The sequence below is a fragment of the Neobacillus sp. NPDC058068 genome (assembly GCF_042885335.1).
Lineage (GTDB): Bacteria > Bacillota > Bacilli > Bacillales > Cytobacillaceae > Neobacillus.
The window spans coordinates 143,280-157,530 of record NZ_JBHVSI010000003.1 but is presented as its reverse complement, the minus strand read 5'-3'; the positions used below and the strand labels follow the sequence as shown (position 1 = coordinate 157,530).

At 41.2% G+C, this 14,251-nt stretch carries 12 protein-coding genes and 1 riboswitch; of the genes, 6 read left to right on the top strand and 6 right to left on the bottom strand.

Annotation, left to right across the window (positions count from 1 at the left end):
• Nucleotides 1–3 precede the first annotated feature (3 nt).
• Complete coding sequence (locus ACFVSW_RS05005; protein WP_387312970.1) at nucleotides 4–675, bottom strand: response regulator transcription factor; 672 nt, start codon at nucleotides 673–675, stop codon at nucleotides 4–6.
• 335 nt (nucleotides 676–1,010) lie between these two features.
• On the opposite strand from ACFVSW_RS05005, the gene ACFVSW_RS05000 reads away from it, so the two are divergent.
• From ACFVSW_RS05000 to ACFVSW_RS04980, 5 genes are all read left to right on the top strand, one after another.
• Nucleotides 1,011–1,655, top strand: a complete 645-nt coding sequence (locus ACFVSW_RS05000) for a YcnI family copper-binding membrane protein (RefSeq protein WP_387312967.1) — start codon at nucleotides 1,011–1,013, stop codon at nucleotides 1,653–1,655.
• A gap of 291 nt (nucleotides 1,656–1,946) precedes the next feature.
• Nucleotides 1,947–2,146: riboswitch (cobalamin riboswitch) on the top strand.
• 132 nt (nucleotides 2,147–2,278) lie between these two features.
• Nucleotides 2,279–4,567, top strand: a complete 2,289-nt coding sequence (locus tag ACFVSW_RS04995; protein WP_387312965.1) for a ribonucleoside-diphosphate reductase subunit alpha — start codon at nucleotides 2,279–2,281, stop codon at nucleotides 4,565–4,567.
• 57 nt (nucleotides 4,568–4,624) lie between these two features.
• Nucleotides 4,625–5,671, top strand: coding sequence for a ribonucleotide-diphosphate reductase subunit beta (locus ACFVSW_RS04990; protein ID WP_387312962.1), 1,047 nt, complete (start codon nucleotides 4,625–4,627; stop codon nucleotides 5,669–5,671).
• Complete coding sequence (locus ACFVSW_RS04985; protein WP_387312960.1) at nucleotides 5,668–6,111, top strand: flavodoxin domain-containing protein; 444 nt, start codon at nucleotides 5,668–5,670, stop codon at nucleotides 6,109–6,111. The genes ACFVSW_RS04990 and ACFVSW_RS04985 overlap by 4 nt, the downstream gene beginning before the upstream one ends.
• Before the next feature lie 234 nt (nucleotides 6,112–6,345).
• A complete protein-coding gene (locus ACFVSW_RS04980) occupies nucleotides 6,346–7,179 on the top strand; it encodes a glycerophosphodiester phosphodiesterase (protein WP_387312957.1) in 834 nt (277 codons plus the stop codon).
• A gap of 346 nt (nucleotides 7,180–7,525) precedes the next feature.
• On the opposite strand, the gene ACFVSW_RS04975 is transcribed toward ACFVSW_RS04980, so the two are convergent.
• Nucleotides 7,526–8,629, bottom strand: coding sequence for a nitric oxide synthase oxygenase (locus ACFVSW_RS04975; RefSeq protein ID WP_387312954.1), 1,104 nt, complete (start codon nucleotides 8,627–8,629; stop codon nucleotides 7,526–7,528).
• Between the two features lie 474 nt (nucleotides 8,630–9,103).
• Between ACFVSW_RS04975 and ACFVSW_RS04970 the strand changes: the two genes are divergently transcribed.
• Nucleotides 9,104–10,264 (top strand): M20 metallopeptidase family protein, encoded by a 1,161-nt coding sequence (locus ACFVSW_RS04970; RefSeq protein ID WP_387312952.1) that lies wholly within the window; start codon nucleotides 9,104–9,106, stop codon nucleotides 10,262–10,264.
• Nucleotides 10,265–10,339: 75 nt separating this feature from the next.
• On the opposite strand, the gene ACFVSW_RS04965 is transcribed toward ACFVSW_RS04970, so the two are convergent.
• From ACFVSW_RS04965 to ptsG, 4 genes are all read right to left on the bottom strand, one after another.
• The gene (locus ACFVSW_RS04965) at nucleotides 10,340–10,837 is read right to left on the bottom strand and encodes a PTS sugar transporter subunit IIA (RefSeq protein ID WP_387312949.1); all 498 of its coding nucleotides are present in this window, start codon (nucleotides 10,835–10,837) and stop codon (nucleotides 10,340–10,342) included.
• A gap of 135 nt (nucleotides 10,838–10,972) precedes the next feature.
• Entirely contained in the window at nucleotides 10,973–11,776 is an 804-nt protein-coding gene (locus ACFVSW_RS04960) for a MurR/RpiR family transcriptional regulator (RefSeq protein ID WP_387312947.1), read from the bottom strand.
• Between the two features lie 13 nt (nucleotides 11,777–11,789).
• Entirely contained in the window at nucleotides 11,790–12,470 is a 681-nt protein-coding gene (locus ACFVSW_RS04955) for an N-acetylmannosamine-6-phosphate 2-epimerase (protein ID WP_387312944.1), read from the bottom strand.
• Between the two features lies 1 nt (nucleotide 12,471).
• Nucleotides 12,472–14,007, bottom strand: a complete 1,536-nt coding sequence (gene ptsG / locus ACFVSW_RS04950; protein ID WP_387312942.1) for a glucose-specific PTS transporter subunit IIBC — start codon at nucleotides 14,005–14,007, stop codon at nucleotides 12,472–12,474.
• Nucleotides 14,008–14,251: the final 244 nt, after the last annotated feature.

The following is a 14,251-nucleotide window of genomic DNA, read 5'->3' as shown; positions in this document are numbered from 1 at the left end:
TCATTACACCTCAAATTTATAGCCTTTCCCCCAAATGGTTTGAATAAGACTGCTATTACTTTTTAGTTTCAAGCGCAATGTCTTAATATGTGTATCTACCGTCCGTTCACTGCCCGTGTATCCATAGCCCCAAATCGAATGTAACAGCTGTTCTCTGGAAAACAATTTCCCTTTATTTTTAGCCAGTAAATGAAGCAACTCATACTCTTTTAGCGTTAGGGACAGGGATTGGCCATCAAGCATGGCTGTATGTGAATCAATATCTAAGATAAGTGGGCCAAACATGAATCGAGTCGCTGGCAACGAGGCAATCTTTGCTCTCCTCAATACTGATTCTATTCTCGCTAGGAGTTCACCAGGATGAAACGGTTTGACGATATAATCATCGCCACCAATTCTTAATCCATACACCTTATCCCATTCCTCTCCTTTAGCCGATAAGAAAATAAGGGGAATATCTTTAATTTTTTTCACTTCTTCCGCAAAAGTAAAACCGTCCATATATGGCATCATGATATCGACAAGCATAAGATCCGGCGCTTTTGCTTTGATTTTTGAAAGAGCTTCTATTCCGTTAGCTGCCTGTACAACGGTATATCCTACATTTTGTAAAAATGTTTTCACCAATACTCTCATCTGTTCTTCATCATCTACGATCATGATCGTAATATCCATCCAAGATTATTCCTCACTTTTTAGTTAGTAATATAAGTATCATAACTAGCTTACCAATAATTTGTGAAGTTTTATTGAAAAAATTAACTATGGAAATGTCAGGGATATTCGAAATAACAAAAGAAGTTTGTTTAGAGAAAAACTGTGAAATAAAGAGCAATGTTGATTTTATAACCTCGTTGATTGGAGCGGAAATCAACAGCCCATTTTAAAACATCAATAAAAATAAAAAACTTCACTTTTTTATCACAAATTCCCTTTATGATAAAAGATAGCTAGAGAATACAGGGCAATCATCTAGAAGGCTATTAATTTTACTAAGAGGAGAATAAGAAATGAGAAATCCATTAAAGAAAATGTTGAAGGTTTTGTTACCAACCTGTTTAGGACTATTTTTGTTTGGTAGTATCGCTAGTGCACATGTTACCGTAGCACCAAAAACTTCCATGACAGGTGCTTGGGAAACTTATACCTTAAAAGTTCCAGTTGAAAAAGAGATTCCAACAACAAAAGTCACCATAAAAGCACCAACAGGGATAGAAATTATGTCCTATCAACCTGTACCAGGCTGGAATTATAGCTCGGAAAAGGATGCGGCTGGAAAAGTCAAAACATTTACATTTGAGGCAACTGGTGAAGGCATCCTGCCAGGCCAATTTCAACAATTTACCTTTGTTGCAAAAAACCCTGATAATGCTACGAAAGCCGCTTGGGACGCCTATCAATACTATAAAGATGGCAGCATAGTGGAATGGACTGGTGACGAAGGTGCAGATACACCTCATTCCATCACTGACATCATTGCAGGTACGTCGACAGATCATCATGATTCACATAGCACCACACCTCAAGATAAAAAAACGAAAAAGGAAGAAACGAAGACCAAATCTGACAAAACTGATTCGCTTCCATTAATCTTATCGATTATTTCTGTTTTATTAGCTTTAGTAGCGGTTATCTTCGTAATCCGTAAAAAATAACTAATCATCCCAATCGTCTTGGATATAAACAAAGCCTTGATCTTCTTATGAAGAATCAAGGCTTTGTTTATATTTGATATATCTAGAAAAATATTCGTTCCGTTAACCATATACCGCCCAGTAGAAATGCAACGAGGGAACAAACGTTTACTGCTCTAGTAGAATATTTCCATCAAGTATTAGATGGTGCCTGGCACAAAAATACTTGAAATCTAAAAATATTTATACTATGATTGTTTATAGTTTAACATCTACATATTGTTATATTTTTTTAAAATTCAACTATATATTGTATTCACCTTAGGAAAAGATGCCGCTAGCGGCTTAATAGGGAATCCGGTGAGAATCCGAAACTGCCCCCGCAACTGTAATTGCTGACGAAATGAGCAAACCACTGTATGAGAGAGTTTATGAAAATAGACGCTTATATGGGAAGGGCTCAAAGTAGAATGACGCAAAAGTCAGGAGACCTGTCTTTCTTAAGTAGTTTCACTTCTTCGGGGATTGAGGAGATGAACGGTGGCAGCAAAAGGCAGGATGTCTTCTTTTTTCCTTTTGTGAAGTGATCCGTTTCATCCGCTCAAATCCCTTGAGCGGATTTTTTTGTTAAAGGGGATATGACGATGACTACAAAAGTAAATGATGAAATTCAATTAGTATTAGATTGTATCAAACAAGCTTCAGAAAGATACCAATTGGATACAACCATGCTTGAAAAACAAATTAGAGAAATGGTCGTGCCGGAGGCTGATGCCAACCAGCAAGCACTCCTCTATGCCGTCAATCAGATTGCCATGGACCAGCCCGATTGGACCTTTGTCGCGGCCCGTTTATTTTTAAAGGAATTGTATCAAAAGGCGGCCCATAACCGCGGATATGACCACACCTTAAAATACGGAGATTTCTTCCACCTTATTAAACAATTAACGGAAATCGGCATTTACTCTAATAATCTACTAAGCACCTATTCGAAAGACGAAATCGATGAATTAGCAACAGAGATTGAGCCCGAACGGGATACTCTATTTACTTACATCGGGTTATTTTTACTAGCCGATCGCTATCTCGCTCAAGATCATGAGCGAAATGTTTATGAACTGCCGCAAGAGCGCTTTATGATCATTGCGATGACAATTATGCAGAATGAACACTCGGCTCACCGCCTCAAGCTTGTGAAAGAAGCATATTGGGCGCTAAGTCATCTCTATATGACCGTTGCGACGCCAACACTCGCGAACGCCGGCAAAAGTTTCGGCCAGCTATCCTCTTGTTTCATTGATACCGTTGACGATTCCCTTGACGGTATTTATTTAAATAATTGGGATACTGCGAGGTTGAGTAAGGATGGCGGCGGCATTGGCCTCTATTTTGGAAAAGTCCGCGCCCTTGGCTCTGATATTAAAAAATTCAAAGGCAACTCTTCAGGGGTTGTTCCGTGGATCAGGCTGGTCAATGATACAGCGGTAAGTGTCGACCAGCTAGGTCAGCGGCAAGGCGCGATTGCTGTATACTTGGATGTATTTCATAAAGATATTATGAATGGCTTTCTTGATTTAAAAACGAATAATGGTGATGAGCGCCGTAAAGCCCATGATATTTTTACCGGTGTGACTATACCCGATCTTTTTATGAAAAAACTGCAGGAAACAGATGAGAACGGCAGAAGTATCGGCGAGTGGCATACCTTCTGTCCCCATCAAGTAAAGCAATATATGGGCTGGAAGGATGAAAACGGGACCCTGCTGGGACTCGAGGATTTTTATGATGAAACCGATCAGCATTATTTTTCAAGAAAATATGAAGAGGCCGTGAATCATCCGTTGCTTCCAAGGAAAACGTACCGGGCGATGGATATTATGGCGCGGATCATGGTATCCCAGCTTGAAACGGGTACCCCTTACATGTTCTACCGTGACGAAGTAAACAGACAAAATCCTAATAAGCATCTGGCTGGGGTCGGTCGCACCTCGATTTATTGCAGCAACTTGTGCACGGAAATTGCGCAAAATATGTCGGCAACAACCATCATCAACGAATACCAGGATGAAGACGGGAACATCGTCATCGTTCGGAATCCCGGTGATTTCGTCGTTTGTAATTTGTCTTCTATTAATCTCGCAAAAGCGATCCCGGCCAATATTCTTGAGCGATTGATTCGCATTCAAGTAAGAATGCTGGATAATGTGATTGATTTAAATACCATCTCGGTTGGACAGGCTCAGATAACAAATCAAAAGTTCAGGGCCATTGGTCTCGGAACGTTCGGATGGCATCATCTGCTTGCCCTCGAAGGCATGCACTGGGAGTCAGAGGCCGCGGTGGGATTGGCTGACCAACTGTATGAGGACATTGCTTACTATACCATCCGCTCCTCTAAAGAATTGGCAATCGAAAAAGGCGCCTATCGGGAGTTTCAAGGATCTGAGTGGCAAACGGGGGCCTATTTTGAGCGGAAAAATTATCGTTCGGAAAGATGGCTGGAGTTACGGGAGAAGATCAGTGAACATGGAGTCCGCAACGGCTGGTTAATGGCCGTAGCTCCTAACTCATCAACGGCGAAAATCGGCGGCTCCACAGATGGCATTGACCCCATCTATTCAGTTGAATATGCGGAGGAGAAGAAAAATTTTAAATTCAAAGTCACTGCCCCGGACTTGAATCATAATACGTACCTGTATTACCGCCGGGCAAGACATGAATTAGATCAAGTATGGAGCATTAAACAAAATGCGGCCCGGCAGCGCCACATCGACCAAGGGATCAGCTTTAACCTTTATGTTCGTCATGATATCAAAGCCAAAGAATTACTGAACCTTCATTTGGAAGCTTGGAAACATGGGCTAAAAACAACGTACTACATTAGAAGTACCTCACAAGCAGAAATAGCAGAATGCGAAGCGTGCCAAAGCTAGCACAGGCTTTGCCTTTTAACATAATCGAACTAGCAAAATAGTCAGGAGGCTTTTTAGATGGATATTCATGCACCATTATCAAAAATAAAATTGTTGAACCCGGAGTTTCCTAATAAATCAACCGGAATTATTAACGGCGAGTCTTCCGGCCTGCTGAACTGGAATGATATTGCCTACCCGCAAATGTACGATTTGTATCAAACATTATTGGGGAATTTTTGGAAGGCGCAGGAAATTAATATGCAGGATGATATCAAACAATGGGATCTGCTCAGTGCGACCGAGAAAGATGTTTTTTTAAGAATTAATACCCAGTTGGCCTCACTCGATAGCCTGCAGACACCCACGATGACACAGGTGATGGATTATGTCACGGATTCCAGCTTTAAAGCGATTTTTGCTGTCATTGCCCAGCAGGAAGCGGTGCATAACGAATCATATTCATATATTCTTAGTTCACTTGTACCTTTAAGTGAGCAGAATGCTCGGTTCAATCAAGCGAAAAGTGACCCCATCGTACAAAAACGGAACCAGTTGATTTTGCAGGCTTATGAAAGCTTTCGCGAAACCCCGACACCGCAGCATTTATTTCAATTAGCGGTCAATTCGATAAATCTCGAGGGGATTTATTTCTATGCTGGCTTTGCCTTTTTCTATCATCTTGCCCGTCAGCAAAAAATGCTCAAAACGAGCACAATGATCAGCTATATCCAGCGGGATGAGATGCAGCACGCCTTTTTCATCGCCCAGTTTATCCGGATTCTGTTAACAGAAAATCCTGAATTGAATCATCAGGAAAATATCGACTATGTCTATAAAACCATTGGACAAGCTGTCGAGCTGGAAAAAGAGTGGGCTGCTTTCATCCTTAAAGATATAACGGGAATTGATTTAGATGAGTACGATGATTACACGGAATACCTGGCTAATAAACGGTTGCGCCAGCTTGGTTTAGCGAATCTTTATGAGGAGCGAACCAATTCGATGCCATGGATTCATGTGTTCAGCGATGAAATGATGAACGGAACCAAATCTGATTTCTTTGAACAAAAATCACGGACCTATGCGAAGGTAACGCAATCGAATGGCTTCGATGAACTATGAAGCTCGCAATCGTGTATACCTCAAAAACGGGACATACAGAAGAACTCGTCCAGTTTATAAGGGATTTATTTTTGGAGAAAAAAATAGAAGTTCGTCTGATTCGGGTTGAACAGCTTCCTTTGCAGGATTTATCGGCATTTGATGCCATCATCATTGGAACCTATACATGGGGAGATGGAGACATTCCGGAAGAAATGCTCGCACTGTATCATGCATTTGAAAGCCAGGATGTCAATCATGTTGTGACTGGAGTAATCGGCACAGGCGATAGCTTTTATCCCAAGTTTTGCGGAGCAGTGGATGCTTTTCGGGATATGCTCTATGTTCACAGCCGATTAGCAGTCACACTTAAGATTGAAATCTCCCTACAAACGAAAGACCTTGAACGATGCCGGAGATTTGTGGATATTTTTTGGGGAAAATTCAAAAAAGGTGCCTGACACCAGAATCTAAGAAAGCAACAATAATAGTCATGAGCCCACTGGTTCGTTTACGTTCACCAATTTGGGAAGTATAGGAAATTAGTTCGATTCCAATTGTAAACAAAACTAGGAAAAAATACGTTTTTTTCTTTAGAATATTATAACTCTAGCTAAACAAGAACGATAAACTGGCTTAATAATTCTTTTATAAACTAACCTTGTTCGAAACTTTTTGACAAGGGAGATGGAGAAATGAAGAAAACATTAATTGGAGCCGGCTTCGCACTAACACTATTGCTTAGTCCTTTCCAGCAGGCTTTTGCGGCAGAAACGACCGGGGAATTAAGGAAATTTGATAATGTCGCCCATCGGGGAGCATCAGGGTATGCTCCTGAAAACACTATTGCTGCCTTTGACAAAGCACGCGACATGAAGGCTGACTACATCGAGATTGACGTACAGCGCAGTAAGGACGGGAAATTAGTGATTATTCACGATACGACAGTAGACAGAACGACAGACGGTACTGGGGGCGTAAAGGATCTAACCTTTGAACAGTTGCGAAGCCTTGATGCAGGAAGTTTTAAAGGGGAACAATTTGCTGGTGAAAAAATCCCTTCATTCGAGGAAGTGTTGGACAGATATCGTGGGAAAATTGGTATCTTAATAGAGATGAAAGCACCAGAGCTTTATCCCGGGATTGAAGAAGAGGTAGCCCAACAATTGCGGGAACGGAATCTTGATAAACCGCAAAATAATAAAATCATCATCCAATCGTTCAACTTTGACACGGTGAAAAAAATGAATGACCTTCTTCCAAAGGTTCCAATGGGTGTCCTTACTTCCTCCACCACCCATACAACAGATCAAGCATTGAAGGAATTTGCCACATACGCAGATTACTTTAATCCAAGTTATGGGCTTGTTACAAAAGAATTGGTCGATAAAGTTCACGCACTCGGAATGAAGGTATCATCCTGGACAGTAAGAAGCCATGAAGCAGCACAGTTTTTAATTGATATGAAAGTAGATGCCATCATCACTGACTATCCGGATTATGTAGATCCGCGGATGGGAGTAAAGTAAATTATTATTGAGCCCCTAGGCGCTGCAGCTAGAAACAAGGAGAGCGTAGCGATCCGATGTTGACTTATCGTAGGGAGAAGAGCGATATCGTCTCGCCGATGGCGCCTGGAGCTGGACAATTCTCAAAGCCGAAATTTCTTATCTCTTAAAAGAAAGGCTGAGTTTCAAAGTGTTAGTATTAACAACTTAGAAATTCAGCCTTTTGTGTTAAGTATCAAATTACCTTTTGTTATTCATTCCAATTTTGATTTACTCGCTTTTTAACGGCAATCTCCGTACTATTTTTCACATGTGACCGGTATAAATCACCACTCGGGCTATTAAATAGATTACTATACAGCCAACTTTAATGTTGGTTTTTCTCAAAAAGTTTATAAGGTTTTGGCTGGTGAAAATAGTTAGGCTTTATGATTTCATTATTATATCGTTTATGAAAAATGGGCGTTGCCGCTGGTGATAATGGCGGAATGAGCCAAGTCCAATTACCGGTAACCAGCCTTTCCATTTCCAATTCTTTTTCCTCAAATTTTTTAAATTGTTGAGCAGCCGTATGATGATCAACAATGCTAACTCCATCTTCTTTAAAAGAATGTAAGACTGCTGTATTCATTTCTACCAGTGCCCTGTCCTTCCATAACGATATATTACTTTTCGTATCTAACCCCATTAAAGATCCAATCTGCGGAAGAAGATTATACCTATAATCATCAGCAAGGTTTCGTGCCCCTATCTCAGTGCCCATATACCAACCATTAAATGGAGCTGCAGTATAAGTAATGCCACCAATTTCAAGCATCATATCAGAAATAAGAGGTACGGCATACCATTTCAATTGCAAATCTTCAAACCATTTGTAATTCGGATGACGAAGTGGAACTTCAAGAGGAACATGTTCTGGAATCTCAAACATCCACGGGCTATGATCATTTATTTGTATTACTAATGGTAGGATATCAAATCTTCCAAACTTGGGTTCCCACCCTAGGTTTATACAAGCCTCGGTAAAATCTAAGGAGTCAGGATCCCCTAAAACGCCTTGTTCAGTACGATAACCCGCGTAGCGAATCAATTGGTGATTCCATATTCGTACCTTCTTATTAGAAGATTTTTGTGAAAAAATAGTAATAGTAGGTCGTACACGACCCTTATTCGTTGCAAACTCCATGTGCTCGATTAATGCGTCAAAAATCTCCTCTTCTGTATTTACATGTCTCTTATCGATAACATGTAAATGATCCCAAAATAATCTTCCAATACAACGATTACTATTACGCCAAGCCACTTTTGCCCCATATTCAAGTTCGAAGGTTGTGTGTTCATAAAAACCTTGGTTTCGTAACTGTTTTTGAATTTCATTCAACCTATTTTCTATTTCCTGGTCGGTTTTATTCAGTTCCCTATAGCAGGCACGAATAAAATCCATTGCTTCCTTAAGTAAATCGTTATCCAAATTAAAGCCTCCCATTGAAATTGATGCCCTAATAATATCATAATGTAGTTTAATAACTGAGTACCCCTTTTAAAGGACAACCAATGTTAAAGGGCTGTTGGTAAATCCTGCCTTTTGACTTCATCCACAAACCCGATCATTTCGAGGTCGTAAGAAAATACCTACCTATGTTAATACCTTTATAAAAGAGGAGTATTATTCTAGTAGTGTCTCTTACCCCCTTCGGTTCCTGTATTATCTTTGATATTATAACATTTTGTCTAAAATTGGAGTATGAATGACATTAATTACAAATATCAATAAACGGGATTAATCGAAAAATTCCGTTGCCCTATTTACAGATGGATCCGTTCAACTGGCGGTTTCCTCTTCTTACTAGTTGCTTTTTAGTTGCATTTTCGCTGAATATAAATTACAATTAATGTATAAAAATTCACATCTATTATAGAAAAATAACTACCTGGAGGGGCAATCATGATACAGACAAAATTAATAGATTCAGAGCTCGTCGCTTGGACCATTCAGCAGCGCCGGCATTTTCATATGCACCCTGAGCTATCAGGACAAGAATTTAAGACAGCTGCTAATGTCAAAGAGAAGTTAACTGACTTTGGTATTCCGATAGATTCACGGTTTTCAGCACCAAATGTGGTTGCCTTTTTTAAAGGAACGGAAGGCAACAAAACCATTGCGCTTAGAGCCGATATGGATGCCCTTCCGCTTCATGAAGAAGGGGACAACAAGCCCTATATTTCAACCGTGCCCGGCGTTATGCATGGCTGCGGCCATGATGGACATACCGCAACCTTACTTGCGGCTGCCAAATGGATGAGCGAAAATTCACATCTCGTAAAAAACAATATTGTCTTGATTTTTCAAAGCTCAGAGGAAGCCTCGCCAAGCGGTGCACAACAGCTGGTAAACGAGGGTGTGTTGGAGGGAGTCGATGTCATCTATGGCATTCATTATATTTCCGGTATGCCTCTTGGAAAAATTGGCTTCGCCACCGGCTATGCCATGGCCTCGAGCGATGATTTTGACATTACGATTGAAGGAACAGGCGGACACGGCGGCTATCCACATCAAACAGTGGACCCAATCTACATCGCCACCCACCTGATTCAGGCGTTTCAATCGGTTGTCAGCAGAAGTTTGAACCCGCTGCATGCAGGAGTGATTTCGTTTGGTGGGATGCAGGCGGGTAATTCCTATAATGTCATTCCTGAAAAGGTGACACTGCAAGGTACGATTCGGGCAATGTCGTTTGATGGAGCGGAGTTAATGCATAATAAAACGGCTCAATTAACGGAATCGATATGCGCAAGCTTCGGCGCAAAAGGGCACTACCACTTTATTGAAGGAACACCGCCATTATACAATCACCCGGAGGCATGCGTTGTGGCTAAAGACATCATTGTAAAATCCTTTGGCGAAGATGTCTTCGTGGAAAAGGAACCAGTGATGGGCGCTGAGGATTTCTCCTATTATTTAAAGGAAAAAACCGGAGCTTTTATCAATGTTGGCATGCAAAGCGAGAAAAGCCAATACCCGCACCACCATCCCAAATTCGACATCGACGAAGCAGCCATCCCTGCAGGAATCGAACTAATGATCCAATTAGCATTGAACGCCTAAATCAACTATGAATATAGTACAAAGGGTGTCAGGCACCATGTGAAAATTTCACATGGTGCCTGACACCCTTTGTATTTACTTGAGTTCCATATTCATGATTTCTGTTTTCCCGCTAATTACTTCAGAAATGTCTCCGTGGTGTAGTTCCTTTAAAATCTCAGAATTGGTTATTACTACTGGGGTAATGATATTGGTAGCCTTTTGTTGGATTAAGTCAATGGAGAAGCTGATGAGCTTTGTTCCGGCTGCTACTTTGTCACCAACCTCAACAAATGCTTCAAATCCTTCGCCTTGCATATTTACCGTATCAAGTCCAATATGAATGAGGATTTCCAGCCCCTGCTTTGATTTAAGTCCGATGGCATGCTTGGTTGGAAAAATCGAGATAACTTCACCATCAACAGGGGAAACGACCATCCCTTCTGACGGTACGATGGCAATCCCATCCCCTAGCATCTTTTCCGCAAACGTTGGATCTGGCACCTCTTCAATTGGGACTAGCCGTCCAGTTACAGGAGCTAAAATAGTTTCTTGTTTTTTCGTTGAATTTAAACCAAATAACTTTTTAAACATGACGATAATCTCCTTTTGGATTATTTTCTTAACTTGGAGGATTCCTTGTAGAAAAGTGATACCGCTGCTTCAAACGGTATCCTGCCTAGTGAATTGCTAACTCAAAAAAATGGCACATACTGGTGTCAGGCACCATTATTCTGATTTTCCTCTATTTTTTATCGCTTCGACTGTTTGGAGATACATGGCTTCTCGATCTTTTTCTGAAAGGAAGTGCAAACTGATTCTGTCAATCAGGTATAGGGTGCTCATATCCAGTCCAGTTAACAAAAAGTTGTTTCTTAGTGGATGCACCGTCCACAAGACCTCATCCGATAATTCTGTCAGCGGGGTTTGCCCAAAGGCGGTAAATGCAATAAGCTTTGCTCCTTTGTCCTTGCCCTTTCCAACGGATTGCAGCAAATCGGGCGTTTGACCTGACCGTGAAAAGGCTAAAATCAAATCTCCCTCTTGCAGCAACGTGCTTCGAATAATCATCAAATGCGGGTCTGTGACTGCTTCCGAAATAAAGCCCATCCGGCTCAGCCGATAATTCAATTCCTGTGCCGCCAAACCTGAACTTCCTAAGCCATAAATGAAAATTCGCTTAGCTTCTTTCAGAAAATTCAACACCCTGGAAAAAGGCTCTGGATCCATTAATGACTGGACATCTGCCAGCATATCACGATAAGAAGCGAACAATGTCTGTTCAATTCCTTCCGCTTCCTTGGCTTCAGAACCACCGGCCAGCTTCACCTTCATTTCAACAAAATTTCGGCAAGAAACCTTTTTGGCAAAACGAGTGATCGTGCTGATAGAGACATTTGCCGCATCTGCCAGCTCCTGAATATGGCTTCGGGAAACCTCTTCCGGATTGGCCAGAATATAGTTAGCAATATTTCTTTCTTTATCAGATAAGGATGAGTAAATACTCTGGATCTCATTCAACACCGAAGACATCAATAACACCCTTTTACTTTGGAATTTGAGCAGCAAAGCGGGCTGTAATTTGCTGCGGGCGCGTAATTGCACCGCCGACAACAACGGAATATACCCCGAGTTCAAATGCTCTTTTCAACATATCAGGGCTCATAATATTTCCTTCCGCTATGACAGGAATGGTCACTTCTTTAAGAACATTTTTTAAAAAAGCAAAATCATTCTCATATAGTTTACTCCCATTTGTTTCATTTGTATAACCATAAAGGGTCGTCCCTACACAATCAAATCCCAGCTTTTCCGCATTAACAGCTTCCTCAACCGATGATATATCCGCCATTAACTGGACCTCTGAATTTTTTTCACGGGCAAAAGAAACAAGTTCTTCAAGTGATAAACCATTTGGTCTGTTTCTCAGCGTTGCATCCAAGGCAATCATTTCACAGCCGCTTTCGATTAATTCCTCAATTTCCTTTTTCGTAGCGGTAATGAAGACTTCACTATCGTCATAATCCCGTTTCACGATGCCAATCACTGGAAGGGAAACCTCTTCTTTTATCGCCAGTATATCCGCTTTTGAATTCGCTCGGATTCCAGCGGCACCGCCTTCTTTCGCCGCAAGCGCCATTTTTGACATGATATAGGAGCTATGAAGGGGTTCCTGTTCCAATGCCTGGCAGGAAACAACGAGACCTTGTTTAATGTTTTCTAGCATGTTATTCACCCACCAATTCTTCAACTTCATTTTTAATAATGGTGACTTCTGGTCCATAAATGACCTGGACGCCGTTTCCTTTTTTCACGACACCTCTTGCGCCTGTCTGTTTCAAAATATCATCACTGACACGTCCCACATCTGTAACTGTTACACGTAAACGAGTCGCGCAGCAGTCAACATCTTGCAGATTTTCTTTTCCGCCAAGTCCTTCGACAATTGCTTGAGCCCGTTCACTTTTATTTGTGAGATTGACAACTGCCTCGCCAGCTTCTTCACGTCCTGGTGTTTTGAAATTGAATTTCTTAATCATGAACTTGAATGAGAAATAGTACACGAAGAACCATGGGATACCAATGACCGGTACCATGAGCCAGTTTGTTTTTGCCGTGCCTTGTAAAACACCGAATAAAATAAAATCAATAAATCCGCCTGAAAAAGTTTGCCCAATTGTAATTTGGAAAATATGCGCAAGCATAAATGCCATACCATCCAAAAACGCATGTAAAACATAAAGAGCAGGAGCAACGAACAAGAATGAAAATTCAATTGGTTCTGTGATTCCTGTTAGGAATGATGTTAAGGCAGCTGATGCAAGCAGACCGGCAACCTTCTTCTTGTTTTCCGGTTTTGCCGTATGGTACATCGCCAAGCAGGCACCGACTAAGCCAAACATCATCGTAATAAAACGACCGGACATGAAACGTGCAGTACCAATATAGAACTTATGTGTCTCAGGATCCGCCAGCTGTGCGAAGAAGATACGCTGTGTTCCTTCGACAAGCTTGCCGTCGACTGTTAACGCGCCGCCAAGGCTAGTTGTCCAAAATGGCATATAGAAAATATGGTGCAGACCGAATGGTCCAAGCATTCTGAGTACAAATCCGTAAATCAATGTTCCAATGTATCCTGTTGACTCAACAAGACCGCCCATTTGAAAAATTCCTTTTTGAATAAATGGCCAAACAAAGAAGACCACTACACCAAGAAAAATGGCCGCAAACGAAGCAATAATCGGCACAAAGCGCGAACCGCTGAAAAAGCCAAGGAACTGTGGAAGCTGCTTTTTGTTATAGCGATTATGCAGCCATGATGTCAAGATCCCGACAACCACACCACCGAAAACACCTGTTTCAAGTGTCTGAATGCCAAGCGTCATTCCTTGGCCAACCGCTGCCGGGTTTTCTACATTCATTTTGCCTGTTATCGTTAACAAAGATGATATTGTTGCATTCATAACGAGGAATGCTAACACACCAGCAAGACCCGCTGTTCCTTTATCTGTTTTCGCCAGTCCAACAGAAATACCAATGGCAAACAGCAATGCCAGGTTGGCAAACACCACCGATCCGGCGCTAGACATAATGGTAAATATATTTTGCAACCAAGAAATATCTAAAAACGGATAGGCTTTAACCGTGTTTGGATTGGACAATGCTCCACCGATTCCGAGCAACAAACCCGCTGCCGGAAGCACTGCGATTGGAAGCATGAATGATTTACCAAACTGTTGCGCTTTCTCGAAGAAACTATTCATCAAACTAACCTCCAATATGAAAATTATTTTCATGTGTTAGTATAAAAGATTTTTTTATAAAAATCAATGGAAGGGTTTTCAAATTTGGTGGAAGCATGGGGACGGTTCTTAAGCTTCACTTCTTCTTAACTAAAATGTTGTAAGCGCCTAGAAAAGTGTAATAAGCAGCTGAAAATATGTCGTAAAGAGAATATAATGCAACTTAGTGGAGTTTAACTGAACTTTGCGGGTGGAAATTTTGGGG

Bases quoted from the DNA above. Each gene is read 5' to 3' on its own strand.
- ACFVSW_RS04970 (WP_387312952.1), top strand. From the start codon at position 9,104: ATGATACAGACAAAATTAATAGATTCAGAGCTCGTCGCTTGGACCATT.
- ptsG (WP_387312942.1), bottom strand. From the start codon at position 14,007: ATGAATAGTTTCTTCGAGAAAGCGCAACAGTTTGGTAAATCATTCATG.
- ACFVSW_RS04985 (WP_387312960.1), top strand. From the start codon at position 5,668: ATGAAGCTCGCAATCGTGTATACCTCAAAAACGGGACATACAGAAGAA.
- ACFVSW_RS05000 (WP_387312967.1), top strand. From the start codon at position 1,011: ATGAGAAATCCATTAAAGAAAATGTTGAAGGTTTTGTTACCAACCTGT.
- ACFVSW_RS05005 (WP_387312970.1), bottom strand. From the start codon at position 675: ATGGATATTACGATCATGATCGTAGATGATGAAGAACAGATGAGAGTA.
- ACFVSW_RS04955 (WP_387312944.1), bottom strand. From the start codon at position 12,470: ATGCTAGAAAACATTAAACAAGGTCTCGTTGTTTCCTGCCAGGCATTG.
- ACFVSW_RS04990 (WP_387312962.1), top strand. From the start codon at position 4,625: ATGGATATTCATGCACCATTATCAAAAATAAAATTGTTGAACCCGGAG.
- ACFVSW_RS04960 (WP_387312947.1), bottom strand. From the start codon at position 11,776: ATGTCTTCGGTGTTGAATGAGATCCAGAGTATTTACTCATCCTTATCT.
- ACFVSW_RS04965 (WP_387312949.1), bottom strand. From the start codon at position 10,837: ATGTTTAAAAAGTTATTTGGTTTAAATTCAACGAAAAAACAAGAAACT.
- ACFVSW_RS04995 (WP_387312965.1), top strand. From the start codon at position 2,279: ATGACTACAAAAGTAAATGATGAAATTCAATTAGTATTAGATTGTATC.
- ACFVSW_RS04980 (WP_387312957.1), top strand. From the start codon at position 6,346: ATGAAGAAAACATTAATTGGAGCCGGCTTCGCACTAACACTATTGCTT.